The sequence below is a fragment of the Pseudomonas sp. GL_093 genome, from assembly GCF_057837605.1.
On sequence record NZ_CM174448.1, the window covers coordinates 4,125,527 to 4,148,924 of the forward strand.

The 23,398-nt window shown below is 61.8% G+C and carries 21 protein-coding genes; 7 read left to right on the plus strand and 14 right to left on the minus strand.

From position 1 onward, the window contains the following. Positions 1-33: 33 nt before the first annotated feature. Positions 34-2,145, minus strand: a complete 2,112-nt coding sequence (locus AC3IUE_RS18775) for a hybrid sensor histidine kinase/response regulator (protein ID WP_489263270.1) — start codon at positions 2,143-2,145, stop codon at positions 34-36. Positions 2,146-2,492: 347 nt separating this feature from the next. After that, positions 2,493-3,182: a GntR family transcriptional regulator gene (locus AC3IUE_RS18780; RefSeq protein ID WP_008154995.1), complete on the minus strand. Its 690-nt coding sequence runs from the start codon at positions 3,180-3,182 to the stop codon at positions 2,493-2,495. A 140-nt stretch (positions 3,183-3,322) separates the two neighbouring features. On the opposite strand from AC3IUE_RS18780, the gene AC3IUE_RS18785 reads away from it, so the two are divergent. The 7 genes from AC3IUE_RS18785 to AC3IUE_RS18815 all read left to right on the plus strand — a co-directional run bounded on the left by AC3IUE_RS18785 (position 3,323) and on the right by AC3IUE_RS18815 (position 10,687). Next, positions 3,323-4,408 carry an ABC transporter ATP-binding protein gene (locus AC3IUE_RS18785; protein ID WP_489263271.1) on the plus strand — a complete coding sequence of 362 codons (1,086 nt, stop codon included), beginning with the start codon at positions 3,323-3,325 and terminating at the stop codon, positions 4,406-4,408. Between the two features lies 1 nt (position 4,409). Next, complete coding sequence (locus tag AC3IUE_RS18790; protein ID WP_123368127.1) at positions 4,410-5,327, plus strand: ABC transporter permease; 918 nt, start codon at positions 4,410-4,412, stop codon at positions 5,325-5,327. Next, positions 5,324-6,112 (plus strand): ABC transporter permease, encoded by a 789-nt coding sequence (locus AC3IUE_RS18795; protein WP_046048507.1) that lies wholly within the window; start codon positions 5,324-5,326, stop codon positions 6,110-6,112. Before AC3IUE_RS18790 ends, AC3IUE_RS18795 begins: the two co-directional genes overlap by 4 nt. 36 nt (positions 6,113-6,148) lie before the next feature. After that, entirely contained in the window at positions 6,149-7,201 is a 1,053-nt protein-coding gene (locus tag AC3IUE_RS18800; protein WP_489263272.1) for an extracellular solute-binding protein, read from the plus strand. A 130-nt stretch (positions 7,202-7,331) separates the two neighbouring features. Continuing rightward, entirely contained in the window at positions 7,332-8,528 is a 1,197-nt protein-coding gene (locus tag AC3IUE_RS18805; RefSeq protein ID WP_489263273.1) for an amidohydrolase family protein, read from the plus strand. After that, entirely contained in the window at positions 8,525-10,012 is a 1,488-nt protein-coding gene (locus tag AC3IUE_RS18810; protein ID WP_489263274.1) for an amidohydrolase family protein, read from the plus strand. The genes AC3IUE_RS18805 and AC3IUE_RS18810 overlap by 4 nt, the downstream gene beginning before the upstream one ends. 12 nt (positions 10,013-10,024) lie before the next feature. Beyond that, entirely contained in the window at positions 10,025-10,687 is a 663-nt protein-coding gene (locus AC3IUE_RS18815) for a flavin reductase family protein (protein ID WP_095129640.1), read from the plus strand. Between the two features lie 42 nt (positions 10,688-10,729). Here AC3IUE_RS18815 and AC3IUE_RS18820 read toward each other — a convergent pair whose 3' ends face one another. The 12 genes from AC3IUE_RS18820 to AC3IUE_RS18875 all read right to left on the minus strand — a co-directional run bounded on the left by AC3IUE_RS18820 (position 10,730) and on the right by AC3IUE_RS18875 (position 23,168). Then, positions 10,730-11,389, minus strand: coding sequence for a DUF799 domain-containing protein (locus AC3IUE_RS18820; protein WP_056740716.1), 660 nt, complete (start codon positions 11,387-11,389; stop codon positions 10,730-10,732). Beyond that, entirely contained in the window at positions 11,386-11,730 is a 345-nt protein-coding gene (locus AC3IUE_RS18825) for a DUF4810 domain-containing protein (RefSeq protein ID WP_371925536.1), read from the minus strand. The genes AC3IUE_RS18820 and AC3IUE_RS18825 overlap by 4 nt, the downstream gene beginning before the upstream one ends. A gap of 60 nt (positions 11,731-11,790) precedes the next feature. Further along, positions 11,791-12,465 (minus strand): CsgG/HfaB family protein, encoded by a 675-nt coding sequence (locus AC3IUE_RS18830; protein ID WP_162247434.1) that lies wholly within the window; start codon positions 12,463-12,465, stop codon positions 11,791-11,793. Positions 12,466-12,762: 297 nt separating this feature from the next. Next, a complete protein-coding gene (locus AC3IUE_RS18835) occupies positions 12,763-15,861 on the minus strand; it encodes an error-prone DNA polymerase (protein ID WP_489263275.1) in 3,099 nt (1,032 codons plus the stop codon). Next, positions 15,837-17,252 (minus strand): Y-family DNA polymerase, encoded by a 1,416-nt coding sequence (locus AC3IUE_RS18840; RefSeq protein ID WP_489263276.1) that lies wholly within the window; start codon positions 17,250-17,252, stop codon positions 15,837-15,839. The genes AC3IUE_RS18835 and AC3IUE_RS18840 overlap by 25 nt, the downstream gene beginning before the upstream one ends. A 7-nt stretch (positions 17,253-17,259) precedes the next feature. Continuing rightward, positions 17,260-17,877, minus strand: a complete 618-nt coding sequence (gene imuA, locus AC3IUE_RS18845; RefSeq protein WP_008155007.1) for a translesion DNA synthesis-associated protein ImuA — start codon at positions 17,875-17,877, stop codon at positions 17,260-17,262. Beyond that, on the minus strand, positions 17,877-18,494 hold the full coding sequence (lexA, locus tag AC3IUE_RS18850) for a transcriptional repressor LexA (protein ID WP_489263277.1): 618 nt from the start codon (positions 18,492-18,494) through the stop codon (positions 17,877-17,879). The genes imuA and lexA overlap by 1 nt, the downstream gene beginning before the upstream one ends. Positions 18,495-18,661: 167 nt before the next feature. After that, positions 18,662-18,949 carry a DUF971 domain-containing protein gene (locus tag AC3IUE_RS18855; RefSeq protein WP_489263278.1) on the minus strand — a complete coding sequence of 96 codons (288 nt, stop codon included), beginning with the start codon at positions 18,947-18,949 and terminating at the stop codon, positions 18,662-18,664. Then, complete coding sequence (locus AC3IUE_RS18860) at positions 18,946-19,908, minus strand: HEAT repeat domain-containing protein (RefSeq protein WP_489263279.1); 963 nt, start codon at positions 19,906-19,908, stop codon at positions 18,946-18,948. The genes AC3IUE_RS18855 and AC3IUE_RS18860 overlap by 4 nt, the downstream gene beginning before the upstream one ends. Beyond that, positions 19,905-20,753: an ABC transporter ATP-binding protein gene (locus tag AC3IUE_RS18865; protein WP_489263280.1), complete on the minus strand. Its 849-nt coding sequence runs from the start codon at positions 20,751-20,753 to the stop codon at positions 19,905-19,907. Before AC3IUE_RS18865 ends, AC3IUE_RS18860 begins: the two co-directional genes overlap by 4 nt. Then, positions 20,753-21,535, minus strand: coding sequence for an ABC transporter permease (locus AC3IUE_RS18870; protein WP_489263281.1), 783 nt, complete (start codon positions 21,533-21,535; stop codon positions 20,753-20,755). Before AC3IUE_RS18870 ends, AC3IUE_RS18865 begins: the two co-directional genes overlap by 1 nt. Before the next feature lie 226 nt (positions 21,536-21,761). After that, positions 21,762-23,168 (minus strand): ABC transporter substrate-binding protein, encoded by a 1,407-nt coding sequence (locus AC3IUE_RS18875; protein ID WP_489263282.1) that lies wholly within the window; start codon positions 23,166-23,168, stop codon positions 21,762-21,764. Between the last annotated feature and the right edge of the window lie 230 nt (positions 23,169-23,398).

A 23,398-nucleotide genomic window follows, 5' to 3' on the forward strand; every position in this document is an offset into this window, starting at 1 on the left:
TGCAGAAAAAACACAAAACCAATGTGAATCGGGTTAGCCGTTGAGGACGGTGCGAACCATTTGGGTAAGCGCCTCGGGACCATAAGGTTTGCTCAGCAAATAGGTATCAGGGCTGAGTTGGTGATTGCGCGAGATAATGTCACGGGTGTGGCCCGAGGTGAACAGTACGGCCACCGGCGGAGTCTGCACCTTGGCCCAGGCAGCCAGGTCCGCGCTTTTGATCAGGCCGGGCATGACCACGTCGGTGAAAATCAGGTCCACCACCGCGCCATCCAGCAACATCTGCATCGCGACGTCACCGTTGGCCGCCGTCAGGACTTGATAACCTTCTTCGCGCAGTAACTCCACCGCGGAGCTTCGCACCGCCTCGTTGTCCTCGACCACCAGAATGGTTTCGTGTCCGCCTCGCTGTTGCGGGTCATGACGTGTCGTTTCGTTGAGCATCGGCCGCAGGCTGCGAGGGAAATACAGCTGCACCCGAGTGCCCTGCCCGACCGCGCTGGAAATCTCGATATGTCCGCCACTTTGCTTGACGAAACCGAACACCATGCTCAGGCCCAGCCCCGTGCCCTGGCCATCGGCCTTGGTGGTAAAAAACGGTTCGAAAGCCTGTGCGAGTACCTGCGGCGACATGCCAACCCCCTTGTCAGCCACTGCTACGCAGACATAGTCGCCGGCGACGATGCCCTTGCCTGCACAAAACTTGCTATCAAGGGCGATGTTCTCGGCGTTCAAATCAATGGTCCCCTCGCCGTTCATGGCGTCCCGGGCATTGATCGCCAGATTGAGGATGGCGTTTTCCAGTTGATTGTGGTCCACGTAGATGTGCCAAAGGGCTTCGGCCGCGCTGACATTGATCTGGATGGTTTCCCCCAGCGCCCGCTGCAACAATTCCCCGAGCCCATCGAAGACCTGGCGCAGGTCGCAGACCGCTGGCGACAAGGGCTGACGGCGGGCGAACGCGAGCAATTGCGAAGACAGTTTGGCGCCGCGCTCGACCGCGGCAATCGAAGCATTGACCCGGCGCTGCACGTTGGCGTTGTCCGGTTCATGCCGCGCCAGCAAGTGCAGGTTGCCGGCGATCACCTGCAACAGGTTGTTGAAGTCATGGGCCACGCCGCCGGTGAGGCCGCCGATGGCTTCGAGTTTCTGCGATTGACGAAGTTGCTCTTCAGCGGCCAGCCGCGCTTCGACTTCGTCGGCAACGCGTTGCTCCAGGTTACGGGTGAACTTGAGCAGGGATTCTTCGGCAATCTTGCGTTCGTGGATATCGATCAATACCCCAGGAAAACGAAACGGTTCGCCCTGCTCATTGAACTCGCAGCCCCCACTCGCCAGCACCCACAGATAACTGCCATCCGGGCGCAGGACCCGATACTCGGCGTTAAACGGTTCGCCGGTTTTCACTGATTGATTGACCTGCTCCTGCACCCAGCTGCGGTCATCGGGATGGATCCGTGCTTCGACGACGTCCATCGGCAAGTCGGCCAGGTTCTGCTCGGGCGGATAGGAAAAGGTGCGGGCGAAACGCTCATCGCCGGAGAGCACATTGTCCTTGATGTCCCAGACGAACGAGCCGAGCAAAGCCCCGGCATTGAGTGCCAGGCGAACCCGTTCGTTGTCGGCGTGATAGGCGTCCTCGGCTGCTTGACGGCGGCGTTCGGAAATCACATGTTTGGTGGTCTCGACCACCATCGCCATAACCCCGGCCGGTTTCCCGTCATCATCCGCCACCGGGCTGTAATAGAGGTCCAGCCAGACGTCTTCGGGAACCCCGTCGCGCAGCAGCTCCAGTACTTTGTTGCGATAGGACAAGGTGCCGCCGGCCAGGCAGGTGTCGACCACATGCCGATTGAATTCGGCGACTTCCGGCCAGCCCAGCTCCACCGGAGAACCCAACAGGTAAGGATGGCGGCCACCGGCAAACTTCGAATACGCGTCGTTATAGACCATGTAACCCGGCCTGCCCCACAGCATCACCATCGGCAGTGGCGAGGCGAGCATCAACTGCACCGCGCTGCACAGGCTTCTGGGCCAGGAGTCCATGTTCCCAAGCTCAGTCAGGCTCCAGTCGAACGCGCGAATGCGCCCGGCCATTTCACCGTTCCAGCCTGCACACCCATGGCTATCGTCTAGAAACTGCATCGACTGACTCTGTATCCCTGTAGATGACTGGCTTAAGGGATCGCAACGGCATGAGGACGGTGCGTGCCCGTTTGTTTCGAGCATCGCCGTCGCCAATGGTTTCATAGAGGTTAGCTGATTCACATCATCCAGGCTTTTGTGGCAATGAAGCGTGCCCTGGGGGGTAACCATAGATGTAGCAGCTGTCGAGCAGCGCGAGGCTGCGTTCGGCTGCGTTCGGCTGCGAAGCAGTCGTAAACCCTGCATCCGAATTTGTCCTGACACACCGAGGTGTTTGATTTCACGACTGCTTCGCAGCCGAACGCAGCCTCGCGCTGCTCGACAGCTGCTACGAGGTTTCAGCGTGGCTAAACCTCGATCAGGTGCTTGAGCGGGTGGTAGCCGGTTTTCAGCGTGGCGGCGACGTCGAGAATGGCCTTCTCGATGCCATTCAAATGCATGCAGGTCAGTTCGATCGCGGCGCTCTGGTTGCCGGCTTCGATGTACTCGATCAGCCGAAGGTGTTCGTCGTCGCGGCACGCCTCGTGACTGTCGTCATCCAGCGCGGCGGCGTACAGCGAAGCGCGGGAAATCAGCTTGCGGAACCAGTCCAGCAACACCGGGTTGTTGAGGCTTTGCGCGAGCTTGATATGGAATTCGCCGAGCAAATGAATCAACCGTTCATGGTCGCCACTGCGGTGCGCTTCATCTTCCAGCAACAGGTGATCGCGCAGGTCTTGGGTCACTGCAGTATCACGACGACGGCAGAGTTCAGTGACGATGCCAATCTCGATCAGGCGCCTCGTTTCAAACAGCGAGCGGATCTCCTCATCACTGGGCAACGACACCGACGCCCCTTTGTTGGGCTCGGTGGTGACCAGGCCATCGGCCTCCAACTGTTTGAGCGCGGCACGAACCGACGTCCGGCTGACATTAAAAAGTTCGGCCAATGACGCTTCGCCGAGCTTCATCCCGGGGCGCAATGAACGTTTGCTGATCGCCTCGTAAACCCCTTGGTAGACGCGGTCGACCGTGGTCTCGAGTTTTTTCTCGGTCATCTGAACACTCCTTTAGCGCTAAACAACCGGCCCCAGGCGATGAGCAGCCTTTGAAAAAGGGGGTTGCACGAGCAGATTAATCCGGTTATTTCTAGATTGCATCCAGATATTGCATACAATAATTAGAGGAATGCACCATTATGGGTCATCCAACAGCAATCGAAGTGCGTAACGTCTCCAAGCGGTATTCCGACGATCCGGGGCTGGCTCCAGCCCTCGACAACGTTTCAGTCGACATTGCCGACAATGAATTCTTCACCCTGCTCGGCCCTTCCGGCTGCGGCAAAACTACCTTGTTACGCACCATCGCCGGCTTCGAACAGGTCAGCGAAGGCGAGATTCGTCTGGCGGGTGAACCGGTCAATGATTTGCCACCGTTCAAGCGCCGGGTCAACACAGTATTCCAGAGCTACGCGCTGTTTCCGCACATGAGTGTCGCGCAGAATATCGCCTTCGGCCTCGAGATGCAGGGTCTTGATCGCAAGCAAATTGCCCAGCGCGTCGATGAGATGCTGGCGCTGGTGCAAATGCAACACCTGGCCCAGCGCAAACCGGCCGAGTTGTCCGGTGGCCAGCAGCAGCGCGTGGCGCTGGCCCGGGCCCTGGCGCCGAAGCCCAAAGTGTTGTTGCTCGACGAACCGCTGTCGGCGCTGGACTTGAAGCTGCGCAAGGAAATGCAGGTCGAACTCAAGCGCGTACAGAAGGAAGCCGGGATCACCTTCATTTTCGTCACCCACGATCAGGAAGAAGCGCTTACCCTGTCCGACCGCATCGCCGTGATGTCCGCCGGCAAGATCCTGCAAATCGGCACACCGAACGATATCTACGAACGGCCGCAGCACCGCTTCGTCGCTCAATTCATCGGCGACATCAACTTCCTCCCCGGCCACCTCAAGCGCGGCCAGCAGAACGAAAAACTGTTCGTGCCGAGCGGCATGCCGGTGGAAATCCCTTGCCCGGCTCAAGGCTTCGATGGCGCCAGCGTGCAACTGGCGTTCCGCCCGGAACGCTCGCAATTGGTCGACCCGGCGCAACCGCATCACCTGCGCGGCGTCATTGAAGCAGTGTTGTATGTCGGCACCGCGACCCTTTACCAGTGCCGGTTGAACAACGACATCAAGGTCATGCTGCGCGAGAACAACGAAGGCCTGAACCGTGGCCGGGTGGTCGGCGATCGCGTCGCGGTCAACCTGCCGCCCCACGCCTGCCTGTTGATGGAGGCCTGAGATGAGCGTCAGCAGCACTTCTCCCGCCCTCAACCGCGCGCTGTTGCTCAGCCCGGTGGTTCTGACTTTGCTGGCGCTGATCGCCATTCCGCTCGGCATCATGGGCTACATCAGCCTGTTGCCGCGCAACGTGTATGGCGGCGTCGACTGGCAGGCCAACTGGCAATTGCAAAGCTACGTGCAGCTGTTCTTCCAGGAAGGTTTCGACGGTGAACTGGAACTGAACTGGGTCTACGCCCAAGCACTGTTGCGCTCGGTGTTCCAGGCCGGTGGCACCACGTTGCTGTGTTTCCTGTTCGGCTTCCCGGTGGCGTTGTGGATGTCGAGCCTGACGCCGCAGCGACGCAACCTCATGGTCTTGCTGATCACCATTCCGTTCTGGACCAACCTGCTGATCCGCAACTACGCCTGGCTGATCATCCTGCGCGAGCATGGCTGGGTTGCTCAGAGCCTCAACGCACTGTTCCCGCAGGCGGGTGGCATCACCCTGCTCTACAACGACTTCGCGGTCAGCGTCGGGCTGGTCTACAGCTTCCTGCCGTTCATGATTTTGCCGATCTACTCGACCCTGGAAAAACTCGACTGGCGACTGGTGGAAGCGGCTTACGACCTCGGCGCCAATCGCTGGCATGCGTTGCGGCGAATCATCCTGCCGCTGTCGATGCCCGGCGTGATTGCCGGCGCGCTGCTGGTGTTTGTGCCGAGTCTCGGTGCCTTCATCACGCCGGCGATTCTCGGCGGCGGCAAGACGCTGATGATCGGCAACCTGATCCAGCAACAGTTCGGCACCGCGCGTAACTGGCCGCTGGGCAGTTCGCTGTCGTTCCTGTTGCTGGGAATTCTGCTGCTGTCCTTGGTGCTTTACGCCCTCTACAGCCGCAGCGCCGCCAAAACTCTACGCCGGGGAGCCACCGCATGATCGCCCTGCACCTGAAAAAACTACCGCTGACCCGCGAAGTCAGCCTGCTGATCCTGGCGTATCTGTACGTGCCGATCTTCGTGCTGATCGCCTACAGCTTCAACGCCAACCGCTCGGCGACGGTGTGGACCGAGTTTTCCTTTGCCTGGTACGGAAGGATTCTGGCCAACCCGTCGATTCAGACGGCGGCGCTGAACTCGATCATCGTCGCCGGCATCGCCACGGTCTGCGCCACGGCCATTGCCTTACTCGCGGCATTGGCGACTTACCGGCCGTTCTATGGACAGAAGATGGTCGAGGGCGGGATCAACCTGCCGCTGATCCTGCCGGAGATCGTCACCGCCGTCGCCACGCTGCTGCTGTTCATGGCGCTGGGGATCAAGCTCGGTTTGCTGACGGTGATCGTCGCGCACATCGGCTTCTGCATTCCTTTCGCGTACCTGCCGATCCGCGCGCGACTCAATGACCTGGACAAGAGCTTGCTGGAGGCGGCGAACGATTTGTACGCCAACCCGTGGCAGGTGTTTCGTCGGGTGACGCTGCCGCTGCTGTGGCCGGCGGTGTTGTCCGGTTCGGTGTTGGCGTTCGTGGTCAGCCTCGACGATTTCATCATGACCTTCTTCGTTGCCGGACCCGGTTCGACGACGTTGCCGGTGTACATCTTCTCGGCGATCAAGTCCGGTGTCACTCCGGAGATCAACGCGATTTCGACCCTGATGCTGGTGATTTCCATTGTGCTGGTGGTGCTGGCCTTCTGGCTGGGACAGCGCGGCAAAAACCAATGAGCACTTTCCTTCGCGGTACTTTCGGAGCGTAAAACAATGATATTGAAAAGCATGCGTTACGGCGTCGCCGGTCTGGCCCTCAGTTGCTTCAGCGTTTTCACCGCGCAGGCCGCCGAACCCAAGGAATTGTTCTTCTACAACTGGACCGACTACTACCCGGTCGATCTGTTGGCCAAGTTCGAAAAGGAGACCGGGATCAAGGTCACCATGGACGGCTACGACAGCAACGAAACCCTGCTGGCCAAGTTGCAGGCCGGTGGCGCGGCGTATGACGTGATCGTGCCGTCGCAGTCGATCATGCGCACGTTGATCAAACAGGACCTGTTGCTGGAAATCGACGCGTCGACCCTGCCCAACTTCCAGTACGTCAAACCGGCCTTCCGCGACCCGAGTTTCGACCCGGGCCGCAAGTTCTCCGCCCCGTACCTGTGGGGCACCACCGGATTTTCCTATGACAGCGCGCGGGTGCCCGGCGGCAAACTGGACGATTCATGGAAAGAGTTCTTCGAACCGCGCAAGGAACTCGAAGGCCAACTCGCCGCCCTCGACACCTCCAGCAGTGTGATCAACGCCGCCAGCCATTACCTGAACGTCGACGAATGCAGCGAAAACCCGCAGGACGCCAAGCGCATTCTGGAGCTGCTGCAAAAACAGAAACCGCACTTGAAGATGTACAGCTCGGACAACACCGTCGACCGCATGGCCTCCGGTGAAGTGATCATGATGCAGAACTGGAACGGCTCCACCGCCCGGGCCACGTTGCAAAAAAGCACCATCAAGTACGTGTACCCGCGCGAAGGCCTGGCGATGTTCCAGGACAACTTCGCCGTACCGAAAAGCGCCCCGCACCCTGGCAACGCGAAGATCTTCATCGACTGGATGATGAAGCCGGAAAACGCCGCCGCCGTGTCCAACGCCATCGCCTACGCCAACGGCATCCAGAGCGACAAGCTGATCGACGCCAAATGGCGGGTGATGGACGCGATCAACATGCCCGACGAGTTCGCCTCGCGCCTGCGGCCGGAGAAAGAGTGCAGCAACAAGGCGCGCGAGCTGCAGGATCGGATCTGGTCGAAGCTCAAGGGCTGATCGGCTGACTTGAGACCGAGGCGCGGCCATCGCGAGCAGGCTCACTCCCACAGGGGAATGCATTTCAAATGTGGGAGCGAGCCTGCTCGCGATGAGGCCCGCCTGAACACTACAAAATTCGAGGTATGCAATGAATCAACCCCGCTGGCTGCGCAATGTGCGGCCCTACGGTTCAACCGCCGAAGACCTGCTGATCGAAAACGGCCTGTTCAAGCAACGCCGCCCGGCATCGACCGCTGCCCTGACCACCACCGACATCGACGGCCAAAACCAGCTCCTCACCCCGGCCCTGGTTGAAAGCCACGTCCACCTCGACAAAACCCTCTGGGGCCAACCCTGGCGCCCGAACAGCGCCGGCCCGACGCTCAAGGACTACATCGCCAACGAGCGCCGCGTGCTGCGTGAAGTGCAGGCACCGATTGCCCTGCGCGCTGGCGCCCTGCTGGAAAACTGCATCGCCCGCGGCTCGCTGACGATGCGTTGTCACGTCGACATCGACCCGGAATTCGGCCTGCGCCATGTCGAGGCCATGCAACAGCTGCGCGAAGGCTACCGCGACCTGATCGACCTGCAACTGGTGGTGTTCCCGCAAACCGGCCTGATCAGCCGCCCCGGCACCGCCGAACTGATGCGCGAAGCCATGGCCCTGGGCGTGGAAAACGTCGGCGGCCTCGACCCGTGCGGTATCGACAACGACCCCATCGCCCAGCTCGACTTCGTGTTTGAGCTGGCCAGTGAATTCGAGCGTGGCGTCGACATTCACCTGCACGACAAGGGCGAACTGGGCCTGTGGCAGATCGCACTGATCGCCGACTACACCGAACGTTTCGGGCGTCAGGGTCGGGTGATGATCAGCCATGCGTACTGCCTTGGGATGTTGCCGTGGAGCCAGGTCAAACCGGTGGCCGAACGCTTGGCGGCGCTGGGCATTTCGTTGATGAGTTCGGCACCGGCCGATTGCGCGGTGCCGCCGTTCCTCGCCTTGCGTGAGGCCGGGGTGAATGTCTGCCTGGGTTCGGACGGCATTCGTGATGCCTGGTCGCCCATGGGCAACGGCGACATGCTGGAACGGGCGATGCTGCTGGCGTTTCGTTTCGATTTGAACAAGGACGATGAACTGACGGCGGCGTTCGAAGCCGCGACGGTGAATGGCGCTCGGGCGTTGGGCTGTGAAGGTTATGGGCTGGAGATCGGCCAACCGGCGGACTTTTTGCTGATGCCGGTGCAGACGCTGGGTGAGGCGGTGGTGTCGCGACCGGTGCGGCAGGTTTATCGCGGCGGTGAGTTGATCGCCTCCGGTGGCCGTCTGCTGGAAAGCCGTTTGTGAAGCGCATTGGCCTCAAGAGCGGCTGCGTCGTTGGTTTCGACGGCACACAGCACGTGCTGTGGCGCGACGGCGAAGTGGTGTTTGAAGGTTCGCGCATCGTGTTTGTCGGGCGGGATTATCCGGGACCGGTGGATCAGTGGATTGATTACGGCAACGCGTTGATCGGTCCGGGCTTCATCGACCTGGATGCACTCGGGGATCTTGATTCGACGGTGCTGACGCTGGACAACGGCGATGAACGCGACATGGGCCGGATGTGGTCCGAGGACTACCTGACGGCAGGTCCGCGAGAGAGTTACAGCCCCGATGAAGAAGTTTTCAAATACCGCTACGCCTTCACTCAGCTGATCCGCAACGGCATCACCACCGCCATGCCGATCACCTCGATGTATTACCGCGAGTGGGCCGAAACCTACGACGAATTTTCTGCGGTGGCCGGTGTGGCGGCCGAGTTGGGGCTGCGGACTTACCTCGGCCCTTGCTACATGAGCGGCATGAGTTACTGGCGCGCCGATGGAAGCCTCGGGCATCACTGGGATGAAGCGCGAGGCCTGGCCGGGCTCGACGCGGCTGCTCGGTTTTTCCATGATTTCGACGGCGCGCACGAGGGTTTGATTCGTGGCGCGTTGCTGCCGGACCGTATCCAGACCTGCACCCCGGCCCTGCTGCAACGCACTGCCGCGCTGAGTCGGGAACTGAACGCTCCGATGCGTTTGCATTGCTGCCAGGGGCTCGGTGAGGTGGCGATGGTCGAGCAACTGCGCGGTACTTCGCCGCTGGGTTGGTTGCAACAATTGAATCTGCTGACCCCGCGCAGTCTGCTGCCCCACGGCATCTACACCTCCGACGATGACGATCTGCAACGCGTGGTGGATGGCGGCGCGAGTCTGGTGCATTGCCCGGTGGTGTTTGCCCGTGACGGCGAGGCGCTGAACTCTTTCGGTCGCTATCGGGCCAAGGGCATCAACTTCGCCTTGGGCACCGACACCTGGCCGGCGGATTTGCTGGAAAACATGCGCCAGGGTCTGAACATCGCGCGATTGATGGAGGGCGGGAACTTGCTCACCAGCACCCTGGATTTGTACAACGCCGCCACTCTCGGCGGCGCCAAAGCCTTGGGCCGCAATGATCTGGGCCGTTTGGCACCGGGCGCCAAAGCCGACATCACGGTGTTCAACCTTCGCGGCCTGCATTTGGGGCCGCTGTTCGACCCACTGAAAAACCTGGTATTGGCCGGGCGCGGTGACGACTGCATCGCCAGCTACATCGACGGCCGCTGCGTGATGCAGGACGGTCAGGTTCAAGGCGTCGACTACCCCGCCCTGCAACGCCAGGCCCAACAACAATTCGAAAAACTGATGCGCAGCCACAGCGACCGGGCCTTCGGTCAACCGGACTGGAAAGGCCTGTTCAAACCGGCCATCCCGTTCGCTGACGACTACAGCGCACACGCGCCGCTGAGCGCGATTGATCCCCTTCTTTAGAGAGTTCTGCCCATGCAAAGCTTCGACTTCAGCCAATTGAGCCCGCGAGACAAATACAAGATTCTGATCGGCAGCGTGGTGCCACGGCCGATTGCCCTGGTCACCACCATCGACGGCGAAGGCCGGATCAACGCCGCCCCCTTCAGCTTCTTCAACGCCCTCTCGGCCGACCCGCCCATCCTCGCGTTGGGCGTGGAAAACTACGGCGACCAAAGCCCCAAGGACACCACGCGCAATATCCAGCTCAATCAGGAATTCACCGTGAACATCGTCAGCGATGCCCTGGTGGAAGCCATGAACGTCTGCGCCGTGCCGTTCGCCCCCGGTTTTGACGAACTGACTGCCGCGGGCCTCACTGCCATTCCCGGGACCACGGTCAAATGCCCACGGATCGGGGAGGCGCCGGTGGCGTTGGAGTGTCGACGGATGATGGCACTGTCCATCGGGCAGTCCCGGGAGATTATCTTTGGTGAAGTGCTGATGGCGCATGTGCGGGATGAATTGATCGACCCGAAAACCTTGTATATCGATCAGCTCGGGCTCGATGCGATTGGCCGGATGGGTGGGCATGGGTATGCGCGCACGCGGGATTATTTTGATCTACCGACAAGGTCGTTGCAGGCGTGGACGGAGACGCCGGGGGGTGGGGAACGGTTTTGGCCGTCAGGTAAATGATCGTTCCCATGCTCTGCGTGGGAACGATCCTGCACAGAGGGTTCAGTCAGTGCCGTATTTCGGCGAACGCGGCCCGTACAGCAACCCCGCCGGTTGGCCGGCCGACAGCAGTCGTGCACTGGTCACCCCGGCAATCGGGTGACCGGCATCGGTGGAGTTGTTGATCACTTGCTTCACCGCCGCCGTAATCAGCATGCCAACCAAACCACCGCCACCGTTGTTACCGCCCTCCTCGCTCGAAGCCCGAGCCGAGCCGGTCCACAGGGTGGTGCCGCTCTTGAGGTCCACCAGTTTCGCGCTGGCCGTCACCACGGTTTCACTGCTGATGATCATGTAGCGAGTGCCGTAGTCCGTCACGGTGATGTACAGCGCAGCATCGGCACCGAAGATTTCTTGCAGTTTGTTGGCCGGTGCCTGATGGATATCCGCCGGTGTGGTCAAGCCATTCTGGCGGAACGTCTCATCGACCAGGGCGATCGGCAGCACGTAGTAACCGGCTTCAGCCAACGGGTACGTGACCTGCGACAACAGGCTGTAGGACGCCTTGACGTCCGGCGAGTTGTTCAGCGGCGGCAGCACCAGAATGGTTTTCGGACGACTTTGCTTGTACGCCGAATAGTCCACGGTCTTGGGGCTGACGCAACCGCCGAGTACCGCCAGAGCCAGTAGCCCGGCCATCAGTTTCAATGAGCGCGCGATCATTGGGTGTCTCCGGTCTTGGCGTTTTTAAGCAGAAAGTCCATGTACGGCGTCGACTCGGGGAACAACGTCTTCTCGGTTCTGAATTGCTGCACCATCTGATCGTCCTTGCCCATGCTCAGGTACAACAGCCCCAAATGAGCGTGGTAACCAGGCGGCGGCGTCTTGCCGGTGGACCTGATTTTCTGCAGGTCGCGCTCCAGCGCTTCGGCCTGAGCTTCCTTGGGCTCTTCACCCTTGAAGTACTCGTAAACTTCCGGCTGGTAGCTTTCCCACTGGTAAAGGGTTTTCGGGCCGCTGTTGCAGCCGGCCAACAGGCCACTGACCAGCACGGTCGACGCCATCAGCGCCCATTTCGCATAAATCTTGAACATGCTTGTACCGCTCCTTGTCATCGACCTTGATCAGTTGCCCGGTTTCCATGCACCGGCATTCATGCCGTCCACCAGACGATTGATCGCCTCGCGCATGGCCAGGTCGAGCACTTTGCCGTTGAGGGTCGAATCGTAGGCAGCAGTGCCGCCAAAGCCGATGATTTCACGGTTGGACAAGGCGTATTCGCCCGCGCCCTGAGTCGAATAAACCACTTCGGACGTGCTGATATTGACGATGTTCAGGTTGACCTTGGCGTAGGCCACCTGAGTCTTGCCACGACCGAGAATGCCGAACAACTGGTGATCGCCAGTCTCTTTGCGGCCGAACTCGGTGACATCACCGGTGACCACAAAATCAGCCCCCTTGAGGCGCTGGGACTGGCCCTTGATCGCGGCTTCTTGCTGGATCTCGTCCATGTTGTCGCGATCCAGCACGCTGAAGCGGTTGGTTTGCTGCAAGTGAGTGATCAGGATGGTCTTGGCCTGACCGCCGAGGCGATCCACACCGTCGGAGAAGATCCCGCGCATGTAGCTCGAGCGGTTGTCGAACTTGCCGACCGCCATGGGTACGCGAACGCCGGCATAAGCGAGGCTGGCGCTTTCGACCTTTTCTACCGGCAAGGTGCGCGAGCTTTCGGTCGCACACCCGGCCATCGCGCCGAAGAGGGCAATCGCTGCCGTCGATACCAACATTCGAGAGATCATTCTCACTGCGCATTCCTTTTGAAAAACGGTTTATCCCGACACGGCAATAGCCAGCCACTGCAGGTTGCAGCGCCCGAAAAAGCGAGGGGGAATCAAATCGACAATCGACGTGCGGGACGTCGGCGGCCGGCATTATGCCAAAGTGCCATCATCGAAGACAGTATTAAATGTGAGGGGTGGTTTTGATCGTTCCCACGCTCTGCGTGGGAATGCAGCCACGGACGCTCCGCGTCCGCTGTGACGCAGAGCGTCACGGGAGGCGTTACCACGCAGAGCGTGCGAACGATCAGGTCGGGTTCAGCGGAAATCCCGGCTGCGCACACTGATGCCGTCGAGCAATGGACTCAGGTCACTCAAACGTCCGGCAATCAAATGCCGCACCTCGCCTTCCTTTTCCCAACGCCCATCGACCTTGAGCAATTGCGAGCCAACCAACACCTGGCGCTGCCGGTCGGCCAGGTCGCGCCAGACGATGACGTTGACGTTGCCGAACTCATCTTCAAGGGTGACAAAGGTCACGCCACTGGCGGTGCCCGGGCGTTGTCGACCGGTCACTAGCCCGGCGACGCTGACCGGTCGTCCATGCTCGACCTCCAGCAGTTCCTTCGAACTGCGGCAGCGCCGGGCTTTCAATTCACCTCGCAACAATGCCAGCGGATGCGGACCGAGCGTGGTGCCGACACTGTTGTAATCGGCTAGCAGGTCCTCGCCGACGGTGGGTTTGGGCAACGACACCGCGCCCTCCTCCTGACTCGGCAGACCGGCAAACAAGCCGAGCTGTTTCTGCACCCCCGCCACTTCCCAGCGCGCCCGATGACGGTCACCGGCCAGGCCGCGCAGTGCACCGGCATCGGCCAGTTGCTCCTGGGCGCGGGCATCGAGTCGCGCCCGTTCGCCGAGGTCGGCAATGTCGATAAACGCCCCCTTCGACCTCGCCGTTTCGATGCGCCGGGCATCGTCCTCGCGAAAGCCCTTGATCATCCGCAACCCCATGCGAATCGCCGGCTGGGCTCCGGTGATCGGCTCGAGGCTGCAATCCCAGTCACTGGCGCGCACGTCCACCGGGCGAATTTGCAAATGATGCCGGCGCGCGTCCTGCAGAATCTGGTCCGGGCTATAGAAACCCATGGGCCAGCTGTTGATCAGCGCACAGGCGAAGGCCGCTGGCTCGTGGCATTTCAACCAGCAACTGGCGTAGGTCAGCAAGGCGAAACTGGCGGCGTGGGACTCGGGAAAACCATAACTGCCGAAGCCTTTGATCTGCTCGAAGATCTGCGCGGCAAACTCGGCCGTGTAGCCGTTTTTCTTCATCCCGGCGGCCAGGCGATCCTTGTGCGGCTCCAGCCCGCCGTGGCGTTTCCAGGCGGCCATGGAGCGGCGCAACTGATCGGCCTCGCCGGGGCTGTAGTCGGCGGCGACAATCGCAATCTGCATCACTTGTTCCTGGAACAGCGGCACGCCCAGTGTGCGCTTGAGCACGGTTTCCAGTGCCGGGGACGGATAGATCTCGGGTTCTTCCTTGTTTCGGCGTCGCAGGTACGGATGCACCATCCCGCCCTGAATCGGCCCCGGACGGACGATCGCCACTTCAATCACCAGATCGTAGAAATTCACCGGTTTGAGCCTCGGCAGCATCGACATCTGCGCCCGGGACTCGATCTGGAACACACCGATGGTGTCGGCACGGCCAATCATTTCGTAGGTGGGCGCATCTTCGGACGGGATCGTCGCCAGGCTCAGGTCCCGATGGCGATGACGGCGCAACAGATCGAAACAGCGGCGGATCGCACTGAGCATGCCCAACGCCAGGATATCCACCTTGAGCAGCCCGACGGCATCGAGGTCGTCCTTGTCCCACTGGATGATGGTGCGCTCGGCCATGGCGGCGTTTTCCACCGGGACCAGGCTGTCCAGAGGCTGCTCGGAAATCACGAAACCACCGGGGTGCTGGGACAAGTGTCGGGGGAAACCGATCAGTTGTTCCGTCAGGCTCAGCACCCGGCGCAGCACCGGGCTCTCGGGATCGAACCCGCCTTCAAGCAGGCGTTCCACGGGCGGTGTTTCGTCACTCCAGTGGCCACAGCAATCGGCCAGGGCGTTGATTTGATCCGGCGGCAAACCCAAGGCCTTGGCCACATCACGCACCGCGCCGGCCGCGTGATACGTGCTGACCACCGCCGTCAGCGCCGCGCGGGTCCGGCCATAACGCTGGAACACGTACTGCAAGACTTCTTCACGGCGTTCGTGTTCAAAATCGACGTCGATGTCCGGCGGTTCGTTGCGCTCTTTGGAGAGAAAGCGCTCGAACAACAGCGTGGTGCGATCCGGGTCGATTTCCGTGATGCCCAAGGCAAAGCACACCGCCGAGTTGGCCGCCGAACCACGGCCCTGACACAGGATTTTTTGCTCACGGGCGAATCGCACAATATCGTGAACCGTCAGGAAATAGCTTTCGTAGCCCAGTTCGGCGATCAGCTCCAGTTCCTTGTCGATCTGCGTCAGCACCTGGGCCTGCGGGCCTTTTGGCCAGCGCCACGCGATGCCCTCTTCGGTCAGATGACGCAGCCAGGACGTGGCTGTCTGGCCTTCCGGCACCAACTCCCGGGGATATTGATAACGCAACTGACCGAGGTCGAAGGTGCAGCGCCGGGCGATGTTCAGCGTTTCGTCGAGCAGTGTTTGCGGGTAGATCGATTGCAGTGCATGGAGGCTGCGCACATGCCGCTCGCCATTGGGATGAAGGCGCAGCCCGGCCTCCGCCACCGGCAGGTGATGACGGATCGCGGTCATGGTGTCCTGCAAGGCGCGTCGCCCACGAGCGTGCATGTGCACATCGCCGCTGGCCACCGCAGGGATTCGCAGTTCGCCCGCCAGGGTCAGCAGCGCAGCCAGTCGCCGGGTATCGTCCTGGCCACGATGCAGCTGGACGGCCAGCCACAGGCAATCGACGAAGGTCTGTTTCAGCCAGTGGCCCTGTTCGAAGTCATCGACCGCGTCCGGCACCCACAACGCCAACAGCCCCGGCAAGGGTTCACTGAAGTCTTCCCGCAGCACTTGATACTGGCCTTTCTGCGTGCGGCGCCGCGCTCGGGTAATCAGTCGGCACAGGGTCTGGTAACCCTCGAGGTTTTCCACCAGCAACACCAGTTTCGGACCGTTCTCGATGCGCACTTCGCTGCCGATAATCAGCGGCAGCTCCACGGATTTGGCCGCTTGCCAGGCGCGGACGATACCGGCCAGGGTGCATTCATCGGTGATCGCCAAGGCCTGATAGCCCTGCTTTTTCGCTCGTTGAAAGAGCTCAAGCGCGCTGGAAGCACCGCGCTGAAAACTGAAGTTCGACAGGCAGTGCAGCTCGGCATAGTCGATGCTCATGCGAACCAGCCTTGCAGCCACAACGGGCCGTCCTCACCAACCGCACGATAGGCCCAGCCCTGCTGGCCGGAACGGGTTTCGATCAGGAAGTAGTCGCGGCGCACATCGTCACCGTCCCACCAACCGGACTCGATGCGTTCCGGGCCCATGAGGATGCGCGTCGAACCTTCATGCACCGCCAGCGGTTCAGTCAGCAGCCAGCCCGGACGTTGCACCGCAGGCAGCCCTGCACAGCGCTGACTGTCGACACTGGCCTGCCACGCGCATTCCGGCCGGTGATCGGCCTGGAACCGCAAGCCCTGCACCGCGTCATCCCCCAACCGCGCGCGCAAGCGTTCGCGCAGTTGCTCCCAGGGCAAGGACTGCTGCGGGCGGTCGTCGAACAGTTCCTGGCGCTGGGGAACGAAGGCCGGCAAGTCTTCGGCGCGCAGGCGAAAACCGCGCACCGGGGCCTCGACCTGGACGTGCTCCAACCGCCCCCGGGCCAGTTCAAAGAGCATCGCCGGATTACGTTCGGCGCTGAGCAGGCCGACCTTGATGACGGTGTCCGGCAACCCGGCGTGTTCCAGGTGCAGGTCGAAACGCTGCACGCCGCTGTCCCGACCGCACAGAAACGCCGACAGGTCACCGGTCAGCCGGCGTAACGGAAACAGCAGCGCCTGATGGGACTGCACGTCGAAGTTGAGCTCGATGCGCACATCGAAGCGGTCCGGCGGCAAGTAGAACGCCAGCGCCAGCCGCCGTAACCCGAGCAAGGCGTCCAGATGCTTGAGCACCGGTGCCTCGAAACGCCGGGCCAAACTATGGCGAGGCAACGCCTGAACCTGACTCAAGGTGCGCAACCCCATGCGCGACAGCGCGGTGGCAACGCTGGTTTCCAGCCCGATCCGGTCGATGGGCAACTGCCCAAGATGATGTTGCAAGGCTTGGTCGTCGGGCACCACCAGACCGTCATACGCGTTGGCCAGCACCCGTGCGGCCACCGGGTTGGGCGCGGCAACAATCCGATGGCGAAACCCCAGCTCACCAAGCTCGGCCCGCAACCGCGCCTCGAATTGCGGCCAGGCGCCGAACAATCCCAGACTGGATTCGATTTCAAACACCACCGCACGCGGGTAATGCACGCTGACTTGTGAACTGAATCGATAAGCCCAGGCGGCCAGAAACTGCTGCCAGTGCTCGATCTCGGCAGCGTCGTATTCCGCCGTGACAAACCCTTTGCTCAAGGCCTGGGCAGCGGTCATCGACTGGCCCGGACGCAAGCCCAGCGCCCGCGCCGAAGCGTTGACCGCTTGCAACACCCGACGCTGGGCCGGGCCGGTCAGCAACGCCAGCGGCTCATCGGGATCGACGCGTTGACGCAGTACCGCGTCCAGCGCCAATTGCGGGAAGAGAATGCAGACCCAGCGCATGGCAACCTCAATGTCCCACAGGGAAGGCAATCGGCGCCGAACGCGCCAACCCGCCCCGGCACTTGAGCACGCGCAATTGCGCAGGTTTGGCATCGATGGCGATGCGCAAAGCCGCGGGCGAAGGGTTGATCGCCTCATTGATCGAGCGGTAGGCGAACGCCAGGGTCGAGCCGGTTTCCGCCGCCACCTGCAAGCGCCGCAACGCCCGGTCATCGGCCTTGTGCGGCCAGCACAGCACTGCGCCGCAACTGCCCGAACGCAGGCATTGTTCCGCAGCCCACAAGGCATCGCGCTCGCTGGCCTGGATGATCGACAACTGACGCAGATCGACCCCGGCGTTCTGCCAGGCCTGGGGATAGGGCACGTAAGGCGGTGCCACCAGCACGATGCGCTCGCCCGCGGCGGACAACCGCGCCAGCGCCGGCCACACCAGTTGCAGCTCACCGACGCCCTGCCCGGCCAAAAGGATTTCGGTCAGCGCCGCTTCCGGCCAGCCACCCGTAGGCAACGCCGCATCCAGCGCGGCATGCCCGGTGGGTTGCGGGCTGACGGCCGGTGGCGCAGGCCGGCCCTTCCAGACCTGGCCGCCATTGAACAGCGTATCCAGCGCAACGACGGCGCCCATCACCCTTGCCTCACCAGACCGCAGAACACCCCTTCGATGGCCAGGTCCTGATTGGCTTCGACGATGATCGGCTTGTAGGCCGGATTGCGTGGCAGCAATCGGACGACTTCGCCGATCCGCTCGAAACGTTTGATGGTGACTTCCCCGTCGAGTCGCGCGACGACGATCTGGCCGTTGACCGCCTCGGGATTGCGGTGCACGCCCACCAGATCGCCGTCGAGAATGCCGTCCTCGATCATCGAGTCGCCCTGGACCCGCAGCATGTAATCCGGCACCCGCGAGAAGATCGACGGGTCAAGCAGCAAGCGGCTGTGAACCTCGGCATCGGCGCCGATCGGCGCACCCGCCGCCACCCGACCGAGTACCGGAATGTCCAGCAATTCGGGCCGCGCCGGTTGCCCGAGCAAACGAATGCCCCGGGCCTGATGCGCATTGACCTCGATAAAACCGGCCTCGGTCAGCGCCAGCACATGCTTGCGCGCCACGCTACGGGAGGCGAAACCGAACGCCTCGCTGATTTCAGCGAGGCTCGGGGACTGACCGTGCTCGGCGATTCGATCGCGGATAAAGGTCAGGATGGCGGTACGGCGGGGAGTTAAAGTCGTCATGGAGTACATTTGTACTCTTTTGGCTTTTTTCTGGCAAGAACCACCAGTCACCTCACTTCCCAGACCTTGTGGTTTCCCCTGTGGGAGCGAGCTTGCTCGCGATGGCGTCATAACAGTCAACATCAATGTTGAATGTCAGTCCGCTATCGCGAGCAAGCTCGCTCCCACAGGAGACCTCAGTCGTTTTCAGGGGTGAGTTGTGCCAGGTAGGGCCAGGGGTAGATCCCGCGCTCATGGCCGTCGCTGAAGATCAGTTGCAGGCCGTAGCCCTGGGAATTGAGTTCGATCACGCGGATGCGCTCATCGACTTTCACCCTCAACCCCTGCAACCGAAACGCCCGGCACTGCGAGCACGGGCATTGGCGGCGCAACTCAGCGTGATCAAGCAACTGCTCGCGACCATCCGGCCAGCTCAACCGCAGCTGCTGTTTACCTTGGGAATTGCCAATCGCCACCGGGTTCATTGCAGCTGACTCAAGGCGATGCGCACGGCTTTGCGCACTTCCGGGTCGCCGTCATCCTGCGCAGCCTGTAAGGGCGCGATGGCGCCTCGGTCGTTCAACTCTCCGAGCGCTAGGGCGGCTTCCTTGCGCAGGTTGCTGATGCGGTGGCCGAGGGTTTCGATCAACGCTTCAAGGGCCGGGACGTAACGCAAACGGCCGAGACTACGGGTGGCGCGCAGGCGCACTTGCCAGTAATCGTCGCTCAAGGCTTCAACCAAGGCCGGGCCGGCGTCGACGTGACCGACTTTACCCAGCGTGGTGGCGGCTTCTTCGCGCACTTGCCAGGCCTCGTCCTGCAAGGCGTGGCGCAGCGCCGGCAGCACGTCGGCGTTGGAGGCCAGGCCCAGGGCACCGGTGGCGGCGCGGCGGACTTCGGTGTCCGGGTCGTCACTGGCCAATCGAGCAAGCGCCGGCAAGGCATCGAGCTGCTTGAGCCAGCCGAGTACGCCGACGGCTTCGCGGCGAACACTGGCGTCCTCATCGGTCAATGCCCCTAAAGCGGCAGCGGCGGCATCGGGAAAGCGCAACTCACGCAAGGCTCTGAACGCGGCGATGCGCACGTTGATGTCGGCATGCCCGGTCCACGGCAGAATCACCCTGCCCGCTGCCTCGGTCTTGAGCAGGCTAAGGCTTTGCGCGGCGGCCGCTTGCACGGCTTGGGAAGGATCGGTCAGCGCCTGGCACAGCGCTTCCACCACCGGTTCGTCCTCCCAGGCTTCGAGCAATCGAGCGGCCTCGGCGCGGACTTCTGCGGTCGGGTCTTGCGCCAGGCGATTGACCAGCCACAGCAAACCGTCCGGTTCTTCAAGGTCGGCCAGTTCGATCAGGGCAATTCTGCGCACGCCGGGATCTTCATCCGTCAGACGTGGTTGCAGGGCGAGAATGTCGTCGTTATCGGTTACATCGAATAGAGAGGTCATAGGGCAAATCGCGGCAGTTTGTTTTCAAGGGGAAGTCCGAGAGGGTTCAGGCGCGGTAACTGCCGACCGTCTTCGTGACGCAGCAACTCGAGGCAATGACGCTTCAAGCGGGAGAACTCGTGGCTGGTGACCAGTTCGGTGGTGCGTGGCCGTGGAAAATCGAGGCGCAGGTCTTCGATGATCCGCCCCGGCCGCGAACTCATGACCAGCAGCCGATCGGCGAGGAACAGCGCTTCATCGATGTCATGGGTGACGAACACCACGGTGGTGCGAATTCGCGTCCAGATGTCCAGCAGCAGCTCCTGCATGTTCAGCCGGGTCAGCGCGTCGAGAGCGCCGAAGGGTTCGTCCATCAGCAACAGGCGCGGGCGGTTGATCAGCACCCGGGCGATTTCTACCCGTTGCTGCATGCCACCGGAGAGTTGATCAGGCCAGCGCTCGGCAAACCCTTCGAGGCCCACCAGGGCAAGGATTTCGTCGGCAGCCTGGTGCCGTTCGGCTTTGCCGATGCCACGCATTTTCAGGCCGAAAGCCACGTTGTCGCGCACGGTGCGCCAAGGGAACAGCGTGTGGTGCTGGAACACCATGCCCCGCTGCGGGGACGGGCCCGAGACTGGCGCACCGTCGACTTTCAGGGTGCCGGTTCGCGGTTGCAGGTGACCGGCCAGGGCACCGAGCAGGGTCGATTTGCCGCAACCGGACGGCCCGAGAATGCACACGAATTGCCCCGGCTCGATCTGGCAATCCAGACCTTGCACGGCTTCGAAGGCTTGCTTGTGTTCGCCGAGGACAATGGACAGTTGGCGGATGTCGATCCGCCCTTCAGGGGTTTGCATCACGCTCATCAGGCTTTTCCTCGTGGTCGGTGCCAAGGCGTGAACAGCCCGCCCAGACGTTTGATCAGCAGACTGCTGCCCATCCCCAGAACGCCGATCAGCAACATGCCGACCACGATGTCGGCGTAGTTCTGGATGGTGTAGGACTCCCAGGTGTAATAGCCGATGCCGTATTGGCCGGAGATCATTTCGGCGGTCACCAGGCAGAACCATGAGGTGCCCATACCGATAGCGAGGCCGGTGATGATGCTCGGCGCAGCGCCTGGCAGGATCACCTCCAGCAGAATCGCCCGGCGCCCTGCCCCGAGGCTTTTCGCCGAGGCAATCAGCCGTGGGTCGACGCCTTCGACGCCATGCACGGTGTTGAGCAGAATCGGGAACAGCGCGCCGGTGAAGGTGATGAAAACCATCGACAGCTCCGACGAGGGGAACATCAGGATCGCCAGCGGAATCCAGGCGACGGCGGGGATCGGGCGCAGGACTTCCAGCGGTGGTAGCAGCAGGTCTTCCGCCCATTTCGAGCGACCGATGGCCAGGCCCAAAGCGATGCCGATGATCAGCGCCACGAGGTAACCGGCGAAGACCCGGCTGAGGCTGCTGCCGAGGTGTTGCGCGAGCTTGCCGGAGTCGCCGAGGCCGAGGGCGGCTTCGATGACCGCCAGTGGCGTCGGGACGTTGGCGAAGGTGACCAGGCCGAGGTTCCAGTGGTGGCTGGCGGCGAGTTGCCAGAATAGGAGGCAGAGCAGCAGTGACGCGGCTCGGGGGATCCAGCGGGTTAGCGATTTGGGCATGTCGGGTTCCAATTGTAGATAGTGTAGGACGGGGGAACCACCCCTCACCCCAACCCTCTCCCCAGTGGGGAGAGGGGGAAAGGGAGCCGATCTCCATGCTTTTCAAAGCCTGAGTTCGACTCGAGGTCGCAGGTCGCAGTACATCGCCCAAACACCTCGGTCAGTCCCCTCGCCCCTCTGGGGAGAGGGTTAGGGTGAGGGGTGGTTCTTGAGTCCACCCCACAACTCAGCGGCTGGCGACGGCCTGGGTGGTGGCATCGGTGAAGTCGAAGACTTTTCCGCCTTGGGCCGCAGCAAATTGCTGGGCCTGGTCTTTGAGCAGAAACGCACTCAGCCGCCCTTTCGCATCACTGGCAAACCACGCCTGATCCGCCAGCAACTTGATCCCGCTGTCACTCGCCTGGGCATACACCGCGCGGATGTTTTTGCCTTCCTGCTTCAGGCCGGCCAACGCGGTGAACGCCGACTCTGCCGAGGCGTACTGCCGAACCTTTGGCTCACCCCGCACCCAGATCTCCGCCACATGGCTGAAATCGGTAATCGCTTTGCCGCTCGACGCATCCACCGCCTTGAGCGGCGTCTGCCCGTAGTTGGCCAGTTGCGCGGTGTAATCCAGCTTCGAGGCCTTGAACGCAGCGCGAATGTATTGGTCGTCGATGAAGGTATTGAGGTCCAACCCGCGATCCGCCTTCTTCAACAGCTTCAGGGTATCGATGGCAGTCCCGACAGCCTGACGGTATTCCGGCTTCCAGCTGAGGTCGCGGGTCTGCACGCCGAGCGGACCGTGGAACAGGTAATTGACCTCGGCATCGACGCCAGTGACCTTGGCGATCAACTCGCTGTATTTCTCCGGCTCAGCCGCCAGCAACTGGTTGGCTTCGATGCTCGCCCGCAGGTAAGCCACCACAATTTCCGGGTACTTCTTCGCGTAGGCCTGATCCACCAGCGCACCGTGGAAGGTCGGTGCATTGGCCTGGGCGCCGTCATAAATCTTGCGAGCGAAACCACGGCTGGGGAACAGTTCGGCGAACGGCACGAAGTCAGCGTGGGCATCGATCTTCCCGGCCTGCAACGCGGAGCCTGCAACTTCCGGCGGCTGGGCGATGATGTTCACGTCTTTGAGCGGATCCCAGCCTTGGGCCGCGACCGCTCGCAGCAACATGCCATGGGCCGTCGAGGCAAACGGCACGGAAATGGTTTTGCCCTTGAGTTCGGCCAGCGACTGCACGTTCGAGGCGCTCGGCACCACGATGCCGTTGCCACTGCCCTTGATGCTGCCCGAGAGCACGCTGATGAACAGGCTGTGCTTGCCCGCGGTTTCGAACGCCACACCATTGAACGAACCGGGGAAGTCGGCCATGGCGCCGAAGTCGAGTTTGCCGGCGACCATCTCATTGGTCAGGGGCGCGCCGCTGGTGAAGTTCTTCCACTCCACCTCGTACTTGGCGTCTTTGTAGGGGCCGTCGTGGGGCAGGTATTTGTCCAGCAGGCCCAGCTCGCGAATCAACAGACCGCCGGCGGCGCAGTTGATCGTGGTGTCCTGGGTGCCGATGGCAATGCGGATGGTTTCCGCTTGAGCAGACAAGGTGAATGAGACCAGTACCAGACCGGCGAACGCTGCACGCAATAACATAGATGTATCCCCTCGAATCATTTTTAGGATGTTCGTCTCCGCCACGATCAGGGCGCGGTGGGAAACGAGGGGTGTTTGAATCAGGCGTCCGGTGGTTGCCGGATAGCTTTTTTGTTGTCTGGGCCGGCCTCATCGCGAGCAAGCTCGCTCCCACATTGGATCGAAGCCAGCCGCAAATCCTGCCAACACCACGAAACCTGTGGGAGCGAGCTTGCTCCGGGCGGCGTTCC